Origin of the sequence: Nonomuraea sp. MTCD27, assembly GCF_041950495.1 — a bacterium.
In the GTDB taxonomy this organism is placed as follows: Bacteria; Actinomycetota; Actinomycetes; order Streptosporangiales; family Streptosporangiaceae; genus Nonomuraea.
On record NZ_JBGNUW010000008.1, the window covers coordinates 285,003 to 303,420 of the forward strand.

General features: G+C 72.2%; 20 protein-coding genes. 15 read left to right on the forward strand and 5 right to left on the reverse strand.

The features are described from left to right. Positions 1-52 precede the first annotated feature (52 nt). The 3 genes from ACBJ59_RS25100 to ACBJ59_RS25110 all read left to right on the forward strand — a co-directional run bounded on the left by ACBJ59_RS25100 (position 53) and on the right by ACBJ59_RS25110 (position 3,034). Entirely contained in the window at positions 53-958 is a 906-nt protein-coding gene (locus tag ACBJ59_RS25100; RefSeq protein WP_375112684.1) for an NAD(P)H-binding protein, read from the forward strand. Between the two features lie 160 nt (positions 959-1,118). Then, the gene (locus tag ACBJ59_RS25105) at positions 1,119-2,003 is read left to right on the forward strand and encodes a neutral zinc metallopeptidase (RefSeq protein WP_375112685.1); all 885 of its coding nucleotides are present in this window, start codon (positions 1,119-1,121) and stop codon (positions 2,001-2,003) included. 389 nt (positions 2,004-2,392) lie between these two features. Next, the gene (locus ACBJ59_RS25110) at positions 2,393-3,034 is read left to right on the forward strand and encodes a hemopexin repeat-containing protein (protein WP_375112686.1); all 642 of its coding nucleotides are present in this window, start codon (positions 2,393-2,395) and stop codon (positions 3,032-3,034) included. A gap of 59 nt (positions 3,035-3,093) precedes the next feature. On the opposite strand, the gene ACBJ59_RS25115 is transcribed toward ACBJ59_RS25110, so the two are convergent. The 3 genes from ACBJ59_RS25115 to ACBJ59_RS25125 all read right to left on the reverse strand — a co-directional run bounded on the left by ACBJ59_RS25115 (position 3,094) and on the right by ACBJ59_RS25125 (position 4,583). Continuing rightward, complete coding sequence (locus ACBJ59_RS25115; protein WP_375112687.1) at positions 3,094-3,474, reverse strand: RidA family protein; 381 nt, start codon at positions 3,472-3,474, stop codon at positions 3,094-3,096. Positions 3,475-3,559: 85 nt separating this feature from the next. After that, positions 3,560-4,057: a GNAT family N-acetyltransferase gene (locus ACBJ59_RS25120; protein WP_375112688.1), complete on the reverse strand. Its 498-nt coding sequence runs from the start codon at positions 4,055-4,057 to the stop codon at positions 3,560-3,562. A 112-nt stretch (positions 4,058-4,169) separates the two neighbouring features. Beyond that, the gene (locus ACBJ59_RS25125) at positions 4,170-4,583 is read right to left on the reverse strand and encodes a hypothetical protein (protein WP_375112689.1); all 414 of its coding nucleotides are present in this window, start codon (positions 4,581-4,583) and stop codon (positions 4,170-4,172) included. Between the two features lie 306 nt (positions 4,584-4,889). Here ACBJ59_RS25125 and ACBJ59_RS25130 point away from each other — a divergent pair, with 306 nt between their 5' ends. The 12 genes from ACBJ59_RS25130 (at position 4,890) to ACBJ59_RS25185 (ending at position 16,071) form a co-directional block, all read left to right on the forward strand. Continuing rightward, positions 4,890-5,531, forward strand: a complete 642-nt coding sequence (locus ACBJ59_RS25130) for a DNA alkylation repair protein (protein ID WP_375112833.1) — start codon at positions 4,890-4,892, stop codon at positions 5,529-5,531. Between the two features lie 431 nt (positions 5,532-5,962). Next, entirely contained in the window at positions 5,963-6,979 is a 1,017-nt protein-coding gene (locus tag ACBJ59_RS25135; RefSeq protein WP_375112690.1) for a permease, read from the forward strand. After that, positions 6,976-7,707: a TIGR03943 family protein gene (locus ACBJ59_RS25140; RefSeq protein ID WP_375112691.1), complete on the forward strand. Its 732-nt coding sequence runs from the start codon at positions 6,976-6,978 to the stop codon at positions 7,705-7,707. The genes ACBJ59_RS25135 and ACBJ59_RS25140 overlap by 4 nt, the downstream gene beginning before the upstream one ends. A gap of 112 nt (positions 7,708-7,819) precedes the next feature. After that, on the forward strand, positions 7,820-9,343 hold the full coding sequence (locus tag ACBJ59_RS25145) for an ABC transporter substrate-binding protein (protein WP_375112692.1): 1,524 nt from the start codon (positions 7,820-7,822) through the stop codon (positions 9,341-9,343). Further along, positions 9,340-10,269 carry an ABC transporter permease gene (locus ACBJ59_RS25150; protein ID WP_375112693.1) on the forward strand — a complete coding sequence of 310 codons (930 nt, stop codon included), beginning with the start codon at positions 9,340-9,342 and terminating at the stop codon, positions 10,267-10,269. The genes ACBJ59_RS25145 and ACBJ59_RS25150 overlap by 4 nt, the downstream gene beginning before the upstream one ends. Then, complete coding sequence (locus tag ACBJ59_RS25155) at positions 10,266-11,051, forward strand: ABC transporter permease (RefSeq protein ID WP_375112694.1); 786 nt, start codon at positions 10,266-10,268, stop codon at positions 11,049-11,051. Before ACBJ59_RS25150 ends, ACBJ59_RS25155 begins: the two co-directional genes overlap by 4 nt. An 80-nt stretch (positions 11,052-11,131) precedes the next feature. Then, positions 11,132-12,736: an ABC transporter ATP-binding protein gene (locus ACBJ59_RS25160; protein WP_375112695.1), complete on the forward strand. Its 1,605-nt coding sequence runs from the start codon at positions 11,132-11,134 to the stop codon at positions 12,734-12,736. Continuing rightward, positions 12,712-12,900 carry a hypothetical protein gene (locus ACBJ59_RS25165; RefSeq protein WP_375112696.1) on the forward strand — a complete coding sequence of 63 codons (189 nt, stop codon included), beginning with the start codon at positions 12,712-12,714 and terminating at the stop codon, positions 12,898-12,900. The genes ACBJ59_RS25160 and ACBJ59_RS25165 overlap by 25 nt, the downstream gene beginning before the upstream one ends. Continuing rightward, positions 12,900-14,657, forward strand: coding sequence for an ABC transporter ATP-binding protein (locus tag ACBJ59_RS25170; protein ID WP_375112697.1), 1,758 nt, complete (start codon positions 12,900-12,902; stop codon positions 14,655-14,657). The genes ACBJ59_RS25165 and ACBJ59_RS25170 overlap by 1 nt, the downstream gene beginning before the upstream one ends. Continuing rightward, a complete protein-coding gene (locus ACBJ59_RS25175) occupies positions 14,654-14,881 on the forward strand; it encodes an MptD family putative ECF transporter S component (protein WP_375112698.1) in 228 nt (75 codons plus the stop codon). The genes ACBJ59_RS25170 and ACBJ59_RS25175 overlap by 4 nt, the downstream gene beginning before the upstream one ends. Continuing rightward, entirely contained in the window at positions 14,878-15,003 is a 126-nt protein-coding gene (locus tag ACBJ59_RS25180; RefSeq protein ID WP_375112699.1) for a hypothetical protein, read from the forward strand. Before ACBJ59_RS25175 ends, ACBJ59_RS25180 begins: the two co-directional genes overlap by 4 nt. Positions 15,004-15,081: 78 nt before the next feature. Then, positions 15,082-16,071 carry a LacI family DNA-binding transcriptional regulator gene (locus ACBJ59_RS25185; RefSeq protein ID WP_375112700.1) on the forward strand — a complete coding sequence of 330 codons (990 nt, stop codon included), beginning with the start codon at positions 15,082-15,084 and terminating at the stop codon, positions 16,069-16,071. Between the two features lie 53 nt (positions 16,072-16,124). Here ACBJ59_RS25185 and ACBJ59_RS25190 read toward each other — a convergent pair whose 3' ends face one another. Both ACBJ59_RS25190 and ACBJ59_RS25195 read right to left on the reverse strand, forming a co-directional pair. Next, positions 16,125-16,472: a YciI family protein gene (locus ACBJ59_RS25190; protein ID WP_375112701.1), complete on the reverse strand. Its 348-nt coding sequence runs from the start codon at positions 16,470-16,472 to the stop codon at positions 16,125-16,127. Between the two features lie 82 nt (positions 16,473-16,554). Further along, positions 16,555-18,270 carry a GMC oxidoreductase gene (locus ACBJ59_RS25195; protein WP_375112702.1) on the reverse strand — a complete coding sequence of 572 codons (1,716 nt, stop codon included), beginning with the start codon at positions 18,268-18,270 and terminating at the stop codon, positions 16,555-16,557. Positions 18,271-18,418: the final 148 nt, after the last annotated feature.

The following is an 18,418-nucleotide window of genomic DNA, read 5'->3' on the forward strand; positions in this document are numbered from 1 at the left end:
CCAGGTCGTGAGGCCAGAACGGGGTATGACCGCTACCGGGGGGAGATGAGCGATGGTTGCCAGCGACCTTGTCCTCGTCGCCGGCGCCGGTGGCGTGGGCCGCGCGGTCCTCGACCGGCTGCGGGCGCAGGACGTGCCGGTGCGCGCGATGGTCCGCCGCGACGATGATCGTGCCGCCGAGCTGCGTGCGCGCGGCGCGGAGGTGGTCCTCGGCGACCTGACCCGGCCCGAGAGCGTCGCGGCCGCGCTGGAGGGGGCCGGAGCGATGTACTTCGCGATGCCCGTGTCGCCCGACCATCTGCTGGCGGCGACCGTGGTGGCCACCGTGGCGAAGGAGCACGGGGAGCTGGCCGGCCTGGTGGACATGTCGCAGATGACGGTGTCGCAGATGACCGCCACCAGCACCGCGGAGTCTCGTCAGCAGCGGCTGCACTGGCTGGCGGAGCAGGTGTTCGACTGGTCGGGCCTGCCGGTGGTGCACATCCGGCCGACGTCGTTCCTGGACAATCCGCTGTTCACCACGCTGGCGGCGCGCTCGATCCGGGCAAGTGGCACGATCGCGCTGCCGTTCGGCACCGGGCGGACGTCGCCGATCGCCGCCGACGACGTCGCCCGGGTGGTCGCCACCGTGCTGCGCGACCCCGCCCCGCACGTCGGGCACGTCTACGAGCTGACCGGGCCGCGCACGGTCGACATGACGGAGCTGGCCGAGGAGTTCTCCCGGGCGCTGGGGCGTCCGGTGTCCTATCTGGACGTACCGCTGGACTGGTGGCGGGCCGAGGTGCTCGCGAAGGCGGGCCTGCCGCCGCACACCGAGGAGCACATCGCCACCATGGCCCGCTTGCACCGCGAGAACCGCTACGACCGCGCGTCCGACGACGTCGAACGGGTGACGGGCGCGCCTGCCCGGACGATCGAGGCGTTCGTGGCCGCTCGCAGGGATTTCTACCTGGGCTGAGCCCCTCACCCGCAGAACCGCCGGAGTGCCCCGCACCGGCCGGGATGCCGTCTTCCGCCTGAGCCGGCCGTCGGCCTGGGCCGTCGCGGCTGCATTCACTCACTTGATCGAGTCAATTCCACCCCACTATGTCCAATCTTGACCTAGTCTTTTGCAACCTATGAACTATGTTGCTAACAGCAGACGCGCGGCGCTGGCGGCCGCGGGCGTGGCGCTCACGGTGGCCACGGCCTCCCAGGTGTTCGTCCTCACCGACGCGGCCACGGCGGCGACGACCCCCCTCAGCCAGGCCCAGCAGGTCGTCCCCGCGCAGGCCGCGGCAGGCGTCCAGAGCCGGGTGGCCGCCGCGAACAAGGCGCTGGCCACCGCGAACCGCATCTACAAGACCGGCCGCCTCGCGAACGTGGCCTGCTCGCCCGGCACGCTGCCGTCCGGGAGCACCAACGCCTACCGTCGCTTTCTGACGCGCGTGACCGACTGCCTGAACAGGGCGTGGGGCGCGCAGTTCCGCAAGGCGAAGATGCCGTTCGCCAAGCCGCGGCTGCGCATCATCACCAGCAAGGTGAACACGCCCTGCGGCAAGTGGAACGTCGGCGCCCAGGGCGTCTACTGCTCCTCCAACCGCACGATGTACATGCTGATCAGCAAGGAGCAGCTCCGCCAGCCGTTCCCGCTGGCGATCACGCGGCTCGTGGCCCACGAGTACGGCCACCACGTGCAGCAGATCTCGAAGATCTGGACCTACTACTGGCAGGCCCGGTCCACCGCCGGCAGGTCCCAGAGCCTGCAGCTCTCCCGCAACTCCGAACTCCAGGCCGAATGCTTCTCCGCCGTCTTCATGTCGACGCTGCGCGGCGGGTCGCTGTTCACCGAGGAGGAGTGGGACTACACGGTCGACTGGTTCCGGAAGAACGGCGCCAAGGCCTGGCCGCAGAACGACCACGGCAAGGGCCCCACGCAGGCGGCCTGGATGACGCGCGGCTACAACAGCGGCGCTCCGGGATCGTGCAACACCTGGGCCGCGTCCCCTCGGACCACCACGTGACCCGCCGCGTGCCCCGGTAGTCCCGCCACACGGAACGAGGGCCGGGCCCTCGTTCCGTGTCGGCCCGCTCGCCACCCCGGCGCCGGGTACGAGTGCTGTCACGATGCACGTCCGGGAACTCACCGACCTGCCGGCCGGGGTCATGGTCCTGACCGCCGCCACCCGTGTCCGTCGTCGACACCGCGTCCACGAGCGGCCCAATTACTGCCCCGAGCCCGCCTGTGGCCGGGCCGCCGGAGCTGGACGTGCCGGAACGCGGGACGTCACTAGGGATATCCCTGGGGCGGCCCCTGATCCCCGGATGCCGGCGTGCACCTAGGCTCTGGTGAGATCGCGCGGTCAGGCCCGAATTTCTCGTGCCGTCAATTCCGCCGGTCATGGAGGGTCCGATGGCAATCGACGCCGCGCTCTATTCGCGTTCCAAGACCTACTTCTTCGACGGGACCCACTACATTCGGGTGACCCGCGGGAACACCGGCGCGGGAAAGGTCGATCCCGGTTACCCGGCACCCATCTCCAACTGGGGCTGGCCCGCCGGATTCGGCGCCAACGGCATCGACGCGGCACTCTACTCCGGAACCAAGTGCTACTTCTTCAAGGGCAACCGGTACGTACGCGTCACCCGCGGCGACACCGGCGCCGGAACCGTCGACCCCGGCTACCCCGCACCCATCTCCAACTGGGGATGGCCCGCCGGCTTCGGCGCCAACGGCATCGACGCGGCACTCTACTCCGGAACCAAGTGCTACTTCTTCAAGGATGACCGGTACGTACGCGTCACCCGCGGCGACACCGGCGCCGGAACCGTCGACCCCGGCTACCCCGCACCCATCTCCAACTGGGGATGGCCCGCCGGCTTCGGCGCGAGCGGCATCGACGCGGCACTCTACTCCGCGACCAAGTGCTACTTCTTCGACGGGAACCTGTACGTCCGGGTGACCCGTGGCGACGCCGGTGCCGGAACGGTCGATCCCGGCTACCCCGCGTCCATCTCCAACTGGGGATGGCCCTCCGGGTTCGGCATCAACTGAGTCCTTCCCGTCGGCCGGTCGCACCCGCGACCGGCCGACCGCCGGGGCGGGCCCGGCGATCAGTCCGTGACGGCCACCATGGCGATCGACACGAGAATTCCCGGCCGGTCGACGCCCAGCTTGCTCACGCAGCGCGGCGGCCGCACGTCCGGGAAGAACTCGTCGAAGACCTCGTTGACGCCGTCGGCGTCCTCCGGCCGCAGGAGCAGGGTGTGGACCATGACGGCGTCGGCCAGCCGCGCACCGCCGGCGCGCAGGATCGCCTGGCAGTTGCGTAACGACTGGCGGGTCTGCTCCTGGATCGTGTTCCCGGCCAGCTCGCCGGTCGCCACGTCGACGCCGATCGTCCCGGCGACGTAGATCGTGTTGCCCGCCTTCACCGCCTGGCTGTATGTGGGGTATTCGGGCGCCTCTGGCGTGGAGATGACTTCTCGGGGCATCGAATGCGCTCCTGTCTGCAAGATGTCGGCTCGACTGTGCTGAAGCGCTCCCCTGGTCCGGCCCGAAGCGCGCGCTCGTGGCCGGTCAGTCGACGTCTCGGAGGTCCAGCCGGGCCGTGACCGCGTCGCCGTCCCGGGTGAGGTCGGCCCCCAGCGTGGTGAGCAGCCGCTGGGCAGCCGTGTTGCCGGCGGTGGTGCTCGCCACCAGGCGCTGGGCGCCGCCGGCTCGGGCGAGGTCGAGGAGTTGCCTGAGAACGGCGCCACCGACTCCGCTGCCACGATGGGTGCGTCCGATCCAGACCCCGGCCTCGACCGCTCGTCCGGCGTCCGCGAGGGGTAACAGCCGGGCGGCCCCGACCACTTCCTCCTTGACGAGGATGGCGTAGGTGGTCCCCACGGGCTCGGCCGCCAGCGATCTCGACCGGTGGAACCGTACGAATGTCTCCCGCCGCTCGGCCGTCCACCCCGCGGGTCCCTCTACCGGGGGCATCACCTCGAGCGGGTCCGCGTCGGCGACCGCGGCGTCAAGCAGCCCACGCAGCAGGCTCTCGTCGAGTGGCCGCAACGTGACGTCGGAACGCATACGAGCCCTCCCCTCTTTCGGGACTCTCGATTGAGACGGGCGAGCGCCCGCCGGATCACCGGCGGGGCGCCGCATGTCGGAACACTTGCTGGGATGATTTACCCCGGAGTGGTTAGAACACGTCCTTGTAGCTGCCGCATCCGCTGTTCCGGGTGTTCCCCTCGCACACGCGAATCTTGAGATCACGCTTGAAGCGGATCTCCCCGAAGTGACGACGGCGGTCGTCGGACCGGTAAACGTCCCTGTGGAAGCCACTGCTGTCGTAGTACTTGAACCAGACGTAGCTGTAGTCGCCGTCGCCGTTGTGCCGGTCGCCCAGGTCCCCGGAGAAGTAGTAGTTGCCGCCGCGCTTCTGCAGGTACCCCCTGAAGTACGACTCCTTGGGAAGGCTCTCGGTGCCGTTGGAGTAAATGGGGCCGAAATTGTGCTTCGGACCGGCCTGAACGGCCTTCGCCTGGGTGGTGGTCGCGGTGTCGGCCTGGGCCGCGGGCGCCGCCCCGGCACCTGCGAGCAGCGCCCCGGCCACTGCGGTGCCGGCGAGAAGGTTGCGAATACGAATGGTGTCCTCGTTCCCCTTACCAGACTGAGGGCTGCTCGGATGAGGCCCCTTTGTCGTCCGGTATCGCTGACATTAGGGAAATTTCCCCCAGCCTTCTGCGCACTAATTCACAAAGCAGACAATTATCCAAAATCATCCCCCAGTGCACGGTCCCGGGCGGGCCGCCGCGTACGACAGGAGGCCGGCTTCCGTCGTAGGCTGCATCTCGCACGTCATGGACAGGAGGCTGAGGTGGCCGAGACCACGTTGACCGAGACGACGGTGGCCGAGGTGATGGCCGAGCTGGCCGGACTCGAGGACCCGAAGATGCGCGAGGTGAACGAGAGACACGGTGACGATCACGGTGTGAACCTCGGCAAGCTGCGCGCGCTCGCCAAGCGGCTGAAGACGCAGCAGGAGCTCGCGTACCGGCTCTGGGAGACCGATGACACCGCGGCGAGACTGCTGGCGCTCCTGATCTGCCGCCCGAAGGCGTTCGCGCGTGACGAGCTGGACGCCATGGTGCGCGCGGCGCGCGCGCCCAAGGTGCACGACTGGCTCGTGAACTACGTGGTGAAGAAGAGCCCGCACGCCGAAGAGCTGCGCCTGGCCTGGTTCGCCGATCCGGATCCGGTGGTCGCGAGTGCCGGCTGGGCGCTGACCACCGAACGCGTGGCGAAGAAGCCCGAGGGTCTCGACCTCGAAGGGCTGCTCGACGTCATCGAGGCGGAGATGAAGGGCGCCCCGGATCGCCTGCAGTGGGCGATGAACCACTGCCTGGCCCAGATCGGGATCGAGCACGCCGAGCACCGCGCCCGCGCCCTCGCCATCGGCGAGCGCCTGGAGGTGCTCAAGGACTACCCGACGTCCCCGGGCTGCACCTCCCCGTTCGCGCCCATCTGGATCAACGAGATGGTGGGCCGGAAACAGGCTTAGAGGTCTTATCGGGGTGTGCCGGGTGAAATGGCGGGCGCCCCGAGATCCCCGCCTCCCCGGTCCCCGGGGCGGGAGGAGCCGCAGCAGGGCGGTTCCGATCAGCAACGTCCCCGTGCGATCAGCGCGGTGACGCGTACGGCGAGGGCGATGGCGGCCTGTCGGCGCTGCCGCTCGTCGACGACCTCCGCGGTGAGCGCCTGGAACGCGGGACGGCACGGGCCCCGTCCGTCGCCGCCGACGGCATGGCGCGGAGGAAGCGGGCGGCCCTGGCGGTCAGGCCGCGAACCCTTCCGGGCAACCGGCGGCGCCCGGACCGACCGCCGGCAGGGCCGGCACCCGGTCACAAAGCCCTCCATCGCGCATGCGGGCGATTCGCGCAGATGTCATGAGATAACCGGCTAGTCTGCTGCCGGCGGCGGACGGGGAGGGCGATGACACAGCCGAGCACCACGGACCGGCCGGGTCCTGGGGACCGCGTTGCGCCGGATCGCGCGGGCAGCCACCCGTTCCGGCTGCCGTGGGCGTTCATGGTGCTGGTGGCGCTGCTGGTGGCGGGGCGGTTCCTGCTGGCTCCGCATCTGACGGGCCCGGGGCTGCGGACCTGGGCGACCGTGTTCGTGGCGGTGTGCGTTCAGGCGCTGCCGTTCCTGGTGTTCGGGGTCGCGCTGTCGGCGGCCATCACCGCCTTCGTGCCCGCGTCGTTCTGGACGCGGGCACTGCCCAGGCGCACCTGGGCGGCGGTGCCGGTGGCCGGGATGGCCGGGGCGATCTTGCCCGGCTGCGAGTGCGCGTCCGTGCCGGTGGCCTCCGGGCTGATGGCGCGCGGCGTGGCGGCGCCGGCGGCGCTGGCGTTCCTGCTGGCCTCTCCGGCGATCAACCCCGTGGTGCTGGTCGCCACCGCCGTGGCCTTCCCGGACGACCCGGAGATGGTGGTCGCCAGGTTCGCCGCCTCGCTGGCGGTGGCCGTGCTGGCCGGCTGGATCTGGGCGCGGTTCGGGCGCGCCGCGTGGCTGCCGGCGCCGCGCCGTCCGGCCGAGGCGGGCCAGGGCAGGGTAGCCGCCTTCCTGGACACGATGCGCCATGACCTGCTGCACGCCGGCGGGTTCCTGGTCGTCGGCGCGCTGGCCGCGGCGACCCTCAACGTGCTGATCCCCCGCGACTGGCTGACCGCGGTGGCCGGGGTGCCGGTGGTGTCCGTGCTGGTCCTGGCCCTGCTGGCGGTGCTGCTGTCGATCTGCTCGGAGGCCGACGCGTTCGTGGCGGCCTCGCTCACGGCGTTCTCCCCGACGGCCAAGCTGGCGTTCCTGGTGGTCGGCCCGATGGTGGACCTGAAGCTCATCGCCCTGCAGGCCGGCACCTTCGGCCGGGCCTTCACGTGGCGTTTCGCACCGCTCACGCTGGCTCTCGCGATCGGGGTCAGCTTCGTCGCGGGCTGGATGTTCCTGTGAGCCGCCAGGCGCAAGGGGCCGTCCTGCTGATCCTCGGCGCGGCGCTGCTGAGCATCTCCGCGTTCTCCACGACGTACGTCAATTACGTCAAACCCGGTTTCCGGCCGCTGCTCATCGGAGCCGGTGCGGTGCTGGCGGTTCTCGGCCTGCTCTCCGTCGTCGCGGACGTGCTGGGCCGGCCCGCTGCCCATGACCATGACCATGACCACGGCCACGGCCACGGCCACGGCCACGGCCACGGCCCGAGGGTGGCGTGGTTGCTGGCCGCGCCCGTGTTCGCCCTCGTGCTCGTCGCCCCGCCCGCGCTCGGCGCCTTCGCGGCCCGGCGCACCGACGGCCCGCCGGCACCGCCCCGGACCGCGGCCTATCACGCGCTGGCCGGGAGCGAGGTGACGGAGCTGACGCTGGGCGAGTTCATCGGGCGCGCCTACGCGCCGTCGGGCCCGTCGCTCGCGGGCAGGCAGGTCAGGCTGATCGGCTTCGCCGTCCCGGCCGAGGACGGCAGGGGCTGGTATCTGGCCCGGATGCAGCTCCGCTGCTGCGCCGCCGACGCGCTCGCGCTGGAGGTCGCCGTCCACGGGGCGCCCGCACCGGCCGAGGACTCGTGGGTGGCGGTCACGGGCACGTGGATCCCGTGGCAGCACGGGGTGCCCGATGACTATGCGGTCCCGGCCGTGACCGCCACCAGCGTGACCGGCATCGAGCAACCAGCAGAGCCGTACGAGTAACGACGGGCGGCCACCGCGAGAGCGGCCGCGGCGTGAATACGGTTATCGTTTGCTTGCCAGGTCACCACCTCTGCGGGAGATCACAGTGCGAAGACGAGCCACGATCATGTTGATGGCGCTCCTGGGAATGACCCTCGCCGGGTGCGGCGGTCAGGCGCCCGGCGCCGGCGAGGACGGGACGCAGCTCACCTTGGCGGCCCCGCGCGACCTCGTCGCCGGTCCCGCGGATCCCTACTACACCCACCAGACGTTACGGGTGTGGGAGCCGCTGGTGACGGTGGACGACCGGCTGCGGCCCGTCCCGGCGCTGGCGGCCTCGTGGGCGGTCGCGGACGGCGGGCGGCGCTGGACGTTCACGCTGCGCGAGGGCGTGCGGTTCAGCGACGGCACACCGCTGACCGCCGAGGCGGCGGTGGCCAACGTCGAGCGGTTCCTGCGGATCGCGCCCCGCCAGTCGGCCTTCTTCAGCCTCGACGCCGGGATGGAGGCGGCGTACGGCAAGGTGGCGGACGTCCGCGCCGAGGGCGGCAAGGTGGTGTTCGACCTGAAGGAGGCCGTGGCCGACCTGCCGGGCAGGCTGGCGGGCTTCTACAGCATGATCCAGTCGCCGAAGGCGTTCGCCGCCTCGGGCGACTTCGCCGGCAAGCCCGTGGGCACGGGGCCGTACACGCTGGTGGAGTGGGCCAAGGGGCAGCGGGCCGTGCTCGCCGCCAACCCGCACTACTACGGCGCCGCCCCCGCCTACGACAAGATCGTGGTCAGGGTGATCCCCGACGCCAACGCCCGGGTCGCCGCGTTACGGGCCGGAGAGGTCGACGGGCTGATCGACAAGGGCGCGCTGCTGCCGGGCCAGGTCGCCGCGGTCGCCGGTGACGGCGGCTTCCGAGTCGTCCGCAGCCCCTCGGTGCTGACGCACTACCTGACGTTCAACGCCTCGCGGAAGCCGTTCTCCGACGCCCGCCTGCGCGAGGCGGCCGACCTGGCCGTCGACCGGCGGGCCATCGCCGCCAAGCTGCTGGCGGGCACCGCCGAGGCGGGTGCCGGGTTCCTGTCGCCGGCCTTCGGCGACCTCGCCGACCCCGGCATCACGGCGGCTCATGATCCCGGCAGGGCGCGCGAGCTGGTGGCCGCGGCGGGGCCGCCGGCCGGGCCCGTGACCATCCTGATCTCGTCGGCCGAGACCGGCCAGTTCCCCTACACCGACATCGCCGAGGTGCTGCGCGTCTCCCTGGAGCAGGTGGGCCTGCCCGCGAAGGTGACCGTGGCGGAGGCCACCAAGTCCGTGATGGAGGCCGGGGACTACGACCTCTTCCTCAGCGCGTACAGCGTGCCCAACGGCGACGCCGACTACCTGTTCCGCCGGTTCCTGCGCTCGGACGCGTCCTGGAACGTCGAACGCCGGCTCGGCTACCGCAACGCCCGGTTCGACGAGCTGGTCGACCAGGCCGCGGCACTGACGGACCCGGCCGCGCGTCGCGAGCTGTACCACCGGATCCAGCGGCTGCTGGCCACCGACCGCCCGATGATCGCGCTGGCCTACCAGGACAATCCCATCGTGACGACCACCGAGGTCAGCGGGGTGACGCAGAACGTCGCCTACATCGTCGACCTGGGCAAACTGGCGCCCCGGAAGTGACGGCCATCCTCCTGCGGCGCGGCGCGGAGCTGCTGCTCGTGCTCCTGGCGCTGTCGGTGCTGGTCTTCCTGCTGACCTCGCTCGCGCCGGGCGACCCGGCCGAGGAGATCCTGCGCCGCGGCGGTATCCAGCCGACGGCGGCCGGCGTCGCGGCGCTGCGCGCCGAACTCGGCCTCGACCAGCCGCTGTTCAGCCAGTACCTGCGGTGGTTGCGCGACGTGCTGCGCGGCGACCTCGGCCGCTCCTACGCCGACCGGTCGCCGGTGGCGGCCGAGATCCTCTCGCGGATCCCGGCGACACTCCGGCTGGCGGCCGCCGCGGCGGCGGTCGCGGTCGGGCTCGCGGTGCTCGCCGCGCTCAGGGGCGCGTTCCGGCCGCGGGCGCTCGACGGCCGCGCCCTCGCGCTCGTGACTGTGGCGATCGCCGGCATCCCTCCCTACATCGTGGGGATCCTGCTGATCAGCGTGGTGGCGGTGGGTTTGCGCGCCCTTCCCACGGGCGGCGACGGAGGTCCCGGCGCGGTGGTGCTGCCCGCGCTCACCCTCGGCCTGGCCGGGGCCGCGACCCTGCTGCGACTGCTCCGGGCCGACCTGGCGCGGGCCCTGCGGCTGCCGTTCGTCAAGCTCGCCGCCGTCAAGGGGCTGCCGCGCCGGCGTACGGTCGCCGTCCATGCCCTGCGCGTGGCCGCGCCGAACGCGATCACGGCCGGGAGCCTGGTGCTGGCGGAGCTGCTGGCCGGGGCGGTGGTGGTGGAGACGCTGTTCGCCTGGCCCGGCGTGGGGCAGCTCGCCGTGACGGCGATCCGGCAGCGGGACCTGCCCGTCGTGCAGGCGTACGTGCTGGTCATCGGGGTGGCGACGGTCCTGCTCCTGGCGCTGACCGAGCTGTGCCTGGCGGCCCTCGACCCGCGGCTGCGCCGCCGATGAGGGGCCGCGCCGGGGCTGCCCTGTTCGTGCTGGTCGTGCTGTTCTGCCTGCTCACGCCGATGCTGACCGGGTACGACCCGAGCCGGCCCGATCTGGGGCGGGCCCTGCTGCCGCCCGGTCCCGGGCACTGGCTCGGCACCGACCAGCTCGGCCGGGACCTCCTCACCAGAACGGCCACGGCCGGCCGCACCTCCCTGCTGGTGGCGTTCGCCATCACCGCGGTCACCACGGCGCTGGGCACGATCGCCGGCACCGCGGCCGGGCTGGCCGGCGGGCTGTCCGACCGGCTGCTGCGCTTCGCCGCGACCGTCGCGCTCGCCCTGCCCGGGCTCACGCTCGCGCTCGCGCTGGCGGGCGTCCTGCGGCCCGGGTACCTGACCGTCCTGATCGCCCTCGTGCCGCTCGGCTGGGTGAGCTGCGGCCTGGTCGCCCATACGGCGACCCGGCAAGTGGCCTCCGCCGACCACGTCGTGGCCGTACGAGCCATCGGCGCGTCCCCGTTCTACCTGCTGCGGCGCACCATCGGACCGTACGTCGCCGGCCCCGTGCTGACTGTCGCCACCGCGGACCTCGCGCGCACGCTGATCGCCGTCACCTCGCTCAGCTTCCTCGGCATCGGGCTGCCCCCTCCCGACACCGACTGGGGCGGCATGGTGAGCGAGGCCACCCCGCTGCTGGTCGCCGCGCCGCGTCTCGCGGTCGTGCCCGCCGTCGCCCTCGCCGTCACGGGACTGGCCGTCGCCCTCGTGGCGGACGCCCGCCGCGAATTGTCGGCGTTGTAATGGGTTACGCAATCCGTTGATAATGATTATCATTTGCCGGGCCTGACGAAATCTGGAAGCTTCGCTGCGAAGGGTGACGCATGTCCGCTCCTACGGTCCCATCGGCGCGCGAGGCGCCTTCGGTGCTGGCTCCGGCCCGCGCCACCCTGATCGGCTGTGGTGTCCTGACCGGGATCAGCGCGCTCGCCGGGATGGCGCCGCTGATCGCCGTCGTCGAGATCAGCCGGCGGCTGCTGCACGGGGACACGGACGTGTGGCCGATCATCGTCGTGGCGCTCGTGGCCCTGGCCGTCAAGCAGTTCGGCACCTTCGGCGCGGGGGTGCTGACGCATCTGGCCGACATCCGGGTGTCGTTCAGGATCCGCCGGGAGCTCCTCGGCAAGCTGCGCCGGCTGCCCCTCGGCTGGTTCACCGACCGCAACTCGGGGATCGTGAAGAAGACGGTCGAGGACGACGTCGCCGCGCTGCACCAGCTCATCGCCCACTCCGTGGTGGAGGTCACGGCCGCCGCCGTCCCCGTGGCGGTCTCGATCGTCTATCTGCTCGCCGTGGACTGGCGGATGGCGCTGGTCAGCCTGCTTCCGCTGGTCGTCGGGCTGATCGTGTACCAGCGGGCGATGGCCGGCGCGGGCACGAAATATCCGGAGTTCATGGCGTGGCTGACCCGGCTGAGCGGTGCCGCCGTCGAGTTCGTCAACGGCATCGGGGTGGTCAAGGCGTTCGGCACGCCGGGGGTGGCCGGCCGCCGGTTCCAGGAGGTGTCCCGGAGTTTCGCCCGCTTCTTCCTGGACTGGGCGAGATCGACCACCAGGGCCTCGGTCCTCGCCGAGATCCTGCTGTCGCCGCCGAGCGTGCTCGTCGTCATGGCCGCGGTGGGAGGCGTGCTCACCGCGTCGGGGCAGCTGCCACTGACCAGCCTGATCGCGTTCCTGGTGTTCGGGACGGTCACCACCGCGGGGCTGATGACGGTCATGATGTCGATCCATCCGCTGGTCACGGCGCTCAGCGTGGCGCGCGGCATCCGCGAGGTGCTCGCCACCCCGGAGTTGCCGGTCCCGGCGAACCCGGTCGTGCCCGACCCCCGCACTCCCGGTCCGGTGGTCCGCCTGCGCGGGGTGCGGTTCGCCTATGGCGACACGGTCGCGCTCGACGGCGTCGATCTCGAGCTGGCGCGGGGCACGGTCACCGCGCTGGTCGGCCCGTCCGGGTCCGGCAAGTCCACGCTGGCCAAGCTGCTGCCCCGCTTCGACGACCCGCAGCAGGGCTCCGTGCGGCTGTACGGCGTCGACCTGCGTAACATCGACCCCGCCGAGCTGTACCGGCACGTGGCCTTCGTCTTCCAGGATCCGGCCCTGCTGCGCATGAGCATCCGCGACAACATCCGCCTGGCCCGCCCCGACGCCGATGACGAGGCCGTGCGCGCCGCGGCGGCCAAGGCGCAGATCCTGGACCGCCTCGACGAGTTGCCGCGCGGGCTGGACTCGGTGGCGGGCGAGGACGCGGAGCTGTCCGGAGGTGAGCGGCAGCGGGTGTGCGTCGCGCGCGGGCGATCCTGGCCGACCGGCCGGTGCTGGTGCTCGACGAGGCGACCGCGAGCGCCGATCCGGAGAACGAGGCCCGCATCCAGGACGCGCTCAGCGAGGTCGCGCGCGGCCGTACCGTGCTGGTCATCGCGCACCGGCTGAGCACCGTCCGCGGCGCGGACCGGATCGTCGTCCTCGACGCGGGCCGCCTGGTCGAGCAGGGCCGCCACGAGGAGCTGCTCGCCCGCCAAGGCCTGTACGCGCGGCTGTGGCAGCACGACCAGCGCGCCCGCGAGGACACCACGCAGAGGCTGGAGGCCCGCTGATGATCGCGATGATCCGCTACCTGTCCGAGCTGCTCGACGAGCGCCGTCGCCGGCACCTGCGCGTCATGCTCGCGGCCCAGGCGGCGCAGGGCGTCCTGCAGGGGCTGGGCTACCTGTTCGTGGCCCCGCTCGTGGCGGCCCTCACCAGCCCGCCGGTCGACTGGGGCCGCTTCTGGACGTGGGCGGGGGCCATCGCCGTCGCGGTCGCCGCCCACCACGCGCTGCTCGCGTGGAGCACGTCCCTGGGGTACGTCGTCGGCACCGACGTGCTGACCGGCTTCCAAGAGCGCATCGGCAACCACCTCGCCGCGCTGCCGATCGGCTGGTTCCGCGGCGACCGTACCGGGCCGATCGGGCGCATGCTCGGCAAGGGCACGATGGACGTCGCCAACATCCCCGCCCACCTGCTGCGCCACGTCGTCGTCGGCGTCACCGCACCCGCAACCATGATCGCCGGCAGCTTCCTGCTCGACTGGCGGATCGGCCTGGCCTTCGCCGCCGGCGCGGCGCTGTGCGCGCTCGCCCTGCGGCTGCTCATGGTGATCGTGCGGCGCAACGACGACGACTACGAGCACGACATCGGCGTCAGCGCCTCGCGCATCGTCGAGTACGCCCGCCGGCAGCCGACCCTGCGCGCCTACGGCGTGCTGGACCGGCCGGAGCTCGGCACGCTGGAGGAGGCCCTGGTCCGCCAGCAGGGCTCGCAGTCGCGGCTGACGATCCGCGGGGCGTGGGGGCTCATCGCGTTCTTCGGCACCCTGCAACTGGTGGTCACGGCCGTCATCGCGCTCACGGTCGTCCTCACCCTCCAGGGCACCATGACCGTCGCGGTCATGATCGGCCTGATGATCCTGACGCTGCGCATGCTCGACCCGATCTCGCAACTCGGCGAGCTCGCCGGCACCGTGCAGGTCAACGCCGACGCCATCGGCAGGGTACGGGCGCTGCTGGCGGTGCCGCCGCTGCCCGAACCGGCCGAGCCCGCCGAACCCGCCGGCATCGACATCGAGCTGTCCGGGGTGCGCTTCGGCTACGACGACGGCCCCGCCGTCCTCCACGGGATCGACGTCACGATCCCCGCCGGCAGCTTCACGGCCGTCGTGGGCCCGTCCGGCTCCGGCAAGAGCACGCTGCTCAAACTCATCGGCCGCTTCTTCGACGTCGGCGAGGGCTCGATCCGCATCGGCGGCCGCGACGTGCGCGAGCTCGGCAGCGCCGGCGTCTCCCGGCTGACCGCCCAGGTCTTCCAGGACGTCTACCTGTTCGAGGGCACCATCGCCGACAACCTGCGCATGGCCGCCCCCGACGCGAGCGACGCCGACCTGGACCGGGTGGCCCGCGTCGCCCGCCTCGACGAGGTCGTCGAACGCCTCCCGGACGGCTGGCACACCCGCGTCGGCGAGGCCGGCTCCACCCTGTCCGGCGGGGAGAAACAGCGCGTCTCGATCGCCCGCGCCCTGCTCAAGGACGCCCCCATCGTGCTGCTCGACGAGGCCACCGCCGCGCTCGACCCGGCCAACGAGGCCGCCGTCGCCGACGCCATCGCCGAGCTGGCCCGCGACCGCACCGTCATCGTCGTCGCCCACCGCCTGTCCACCGTGGTCGCCGCCGACCGCATCCTCGTCCTCGACCGGGGCCGGATCACCGAACACGGCGACCACGACGCCCTGCTCGCCGCCGCCGGCACGTACGCACGCTTCTGGACCGAGCGCGTCCGCGCCAGCGGCTGGCAACTCCGCCGAAAGGGAACCCCATGACCACCGCCGCCCCCGCCGAGCGCCGCCTCGACCTGCGCATGAGCCCGAAAGACCTCATCAACATCGGCGTCTTCGGCGCCCTCTACCTCGTCATCGTGTACGCGCTCAGCATGCTCGGCTTCATCAACCCGCCCGTCATGCTCGTGGCCCTGGCCGCGAGCATCGTGGCCGGCGGCATCCCCTTCACCCTGTTCCTCACCCGTGTTCCCACAGCTCTGTGGTGACCCGCTCCTCGTCCGGGCAGGTCACCGGGCCCTGGAGGCAGGAGGGGCAGGCGGTGTGGTCCGCGGACGGCGGGCACGGCATGGTCGCGCGGCTCGGCGACGGGACGCTCGCGTCGGACTGACCTCCGATTACGCGCGTTAGCGAACAGGTCCTACCATGGGTCTGAGTTCGGCACCCGTGCGATCGATGAGAGGACCGCATGCCCGTCAAGCGGATCACCAGTTCCGACGTCGCCCGGGCCGCCGGCGTCTCCCGCGCGACCGTGAGCTTCGTGCTCAACGACAAGCCCGGGATGCGCATCACCGAGGAGACCCGGCGCCGTGTCCTGGAGGCCGCCCGCGACCTGGACTACCGCCCGCACGCCTCCGCCCGCTCCCTGGCCGCCGGGCGCAGCGACGTCGTCCTCCTGGCCATCCCCGACCTGCCCATCGGCGCGGGCATCAGCCGCTTCGTCGAAGAGCTCGCCACCGCGCTGGCTGCGTACGGCCTGACGCTCGTCACCCACCTCGCCGCAGCGCACGGCCGGCCGCTGCCCGACGTGTGCGCGGCCGTCGACGCCTCCGTGGTCGTCGGCTTCTCGTCCTTCGACCAGGACACCGTCCAGGTCCTGCGCCGCGCCGGCGCCGATCTCGTGCTGCCCACCGACACCGAGGGTGCCGCCCCGATGTGGCACGTCGGCCGCCTGCAGGCCGAACACCTCATCAGCCGCGGCCACCGGCGCCTGGGCTACGCCCTGCCCGGCCATCCCGCCTTCCGGCACATGGCCGGCGAACGCCTGCAAGGCGCCACCGACGCTTGCGCGAAGGCCGGGCTCGAGCCTCCCGTGACGCTGACCGTGCATCTGGAGGTCGCCAGCGCCGCGCAGGCCATCACCGCCTGGCGTGAACAGGCGGTGACCGGCGTGTGCGCCTTCAACGACGAGACCGCGCTGGCCGTGCTCGCGGGCCTGCACGAACACGGGCTCACCATCCCCGGCGACATGGCCGTCGTGGGAGCCGACGACATCCCCACCGCTCGCCTGGCGGCTCCGCCGCTCACCACCGTCTGCTGGGACCTGCACGACGTGGCCCGGCACCGGGCCGAGACGATCGTCACCAGCCTGGCCGGCGGCGGCCAGGCCGCCCAGCACCCCGGCGTCTCGGCTGACGCCTCGACCAATCCCCACGTCCTCCAGCGCTCATCCACCTGAGCACCGAGACACCCGCGACGGACACGCGCCGGAGAACCGCAGGGGCCGCCCGGTCAGGACGGCGCATCCCAGACGGGGCGGATCTCGATGCCCGCGCCCAAGGGGCAGTGACGGGCGATCTCCTCGGCCTCGTCCAGGTCCGCGCATTCCATGAGGTAGAAACCGGCCAGGTCCTGCCTCAGCGTCACGAAGGGTCCGTCGGCCGAGACCGGGCCCTGCTCGGACGGGCGCAGCGATCTGGCCTCCTTCGCCGGCTTCAGGGCCTCCCCCGAGAACGCGATGCCCTGTTTCTGCAGGTACTGAGCGAAAGCCGCGTGCTCGGCCAGCGCCGCTCCCATCTCTTCCTCCGAGACGGAGTCCCAGTAGTCCTCGGGGTCGAAGAGCAGTAGTGCGAATTTCATCGGCAACCTCCTTCTTCTCTCAACGACGAATGAGCGTGACGCAAATGGACACTCGGCGGGCACTTTCCGTGGAAGTGGTCGGTCAGCCGGCGGCCGCCGCGTGGGTGGCGGTGCGCCAGGCGAGGGCCATGATGGTCAGAACGGGGTTGGCGCCGCCGTTGGTGACGTGGAGGCTGGCGTCGGCGACGTGGACGCGGTCGGTTCCCCAGAGCTTGCCGTCGGGGTCGGTGGCGCCGTATCGGGGCGAGTCGGACATGCGTGCGGTGCCGGCCTGGTGCTGGCCGCCGGACAGCCCGCGGTGCGGCGCGCCCGTCCGCCAGGTGCGGATGGCGCCGGACGCGCGCAGCCACTCCTCGGCGCGGTCGGACAGGAAGGCGCAGGTGCGCAGGTCCTCGGCGTGCTGGAGGCCCTCGAGGCGGGCGACGGGGAGCCCGAGGTGGTCGGTGACGGTGGTGGCGAGCCGGACGCGCGCCTCGCGGGTCGGTATCTCCTGGACCGGGCCCTGGATGGTGACGGTGCGCCGGTAGCCGTCGGCCAGGGCGCGGCGCGCGTCGGGCCCGGCGCGGTCGGCGTCCGGGGGCAGGCCCAGGGCGTAGTGCATGGTGGGGATCTTGATGAAGTCGTGGCCGAGCAGGCCGCCGCCGACGATGCCGTCGTTGCCGTGGGAGAAGTGCCGGGTCGCGACGGAGGGCCCGGGACCGAGGTCGTCGTGGACGTCCTGGTCGAACAGGCCGAACACGTTGGCGTACAGGTGGCCTTGGAGGCAGTCGCCGACCCAGTCGTTGCCCAGGCCGCTGAGCCGGAGCAGCCGGGGTGTCTCGACCGCGCCGCCGGCCAGGACGATCCGTCCGGCGTGGATGGTCCGCGCGGTGCCGCCGGCGGCGATCTCGACGTCGCCGTCGTCGGAGATCCGGGTGACCTGTGCCTGACTGATCAGGTGGGTTCCCAGGTCGAGCGCGCGGGGCAGGACGGTGCTGTGGGTGCCGTTGCGGGCGTCGACGGGGCAGGCGAAGCCGACGCACTGCCCGCAGCGGATGCACGCGGCCCGGCCGTTTCGGGGCTCGGTGTTCAGCAGCAGCGGGACCGCTCCGGTGGGCCAGCCGAGTGCTTCGGCTCCGGCCTGGAGCACGGCGGCCTCGGCGGTCGGCCGGAACGGGGCCATCGGGTAGTCGCGTCGGCGGGGCCCCTCTTCGGGGTGGGGGCGGCCGGCCACGCCGAGCTCCCATTCGACCTGGTCGTAGAACGGTTCGAGGTCGTCGTAGGTGATCGGCCAGTCGGCCAGCGCCGAGCCTTCGGGGACGCCGTACAGCGAGGCCATCCGGAAGTCGTCGGGCAGGAATCGCCAGGCCTGCGCGCCGAAGAACCGGGTGCCGCCGCCCACGGTGATCGCGTTGTGGTGGTAGCGCGGGTCGTCGTACTCGACGGCGACCTCGCCGTCGTCGCCGGGCACGGCCCGTGGGTGCCCGGGAGGTGTGTCGAGGTCGCCGCCGGAGAAGAAGCGGTGGTTGCGCACGTGGTCGGCCGCCAGGTCGCGGGCGCCGAACCACGAGCCGCGCTCCACCACCAGGACCGACGCCCCGCTGCGGGCCAGCACGAACGCGGCGACGCCGCCACCGGCTCCGCTGCCCACCACGATCGCGTCGTAGCGGTCGCGCAGGTCCCGCAGCGCGCGTGCCGGGGGGCGTTGCGCCAGGGGCACGTCGGCGGGCGAGCGGCCGGCCGGGTAGGGGTCGAAGCCGATCTCTTCCCAGGCCCCGGAGCCAGGGTCGGCGTAGAAGTCCAGGGGCGAGCGGGACATCGAAGGCGCCTTTCGTCAGAGGGTCGCTGATCGTCGGAGGGCGGCGGTCGCGCCGCGGCACCCGCGTCCTGGGAGCGTGCGGTCCGGGGCGCCAGGTGGTCAAGCCGCGGAAGCCGCCCGGCCGGGCGTACGGCCCGGATCCCGCTCA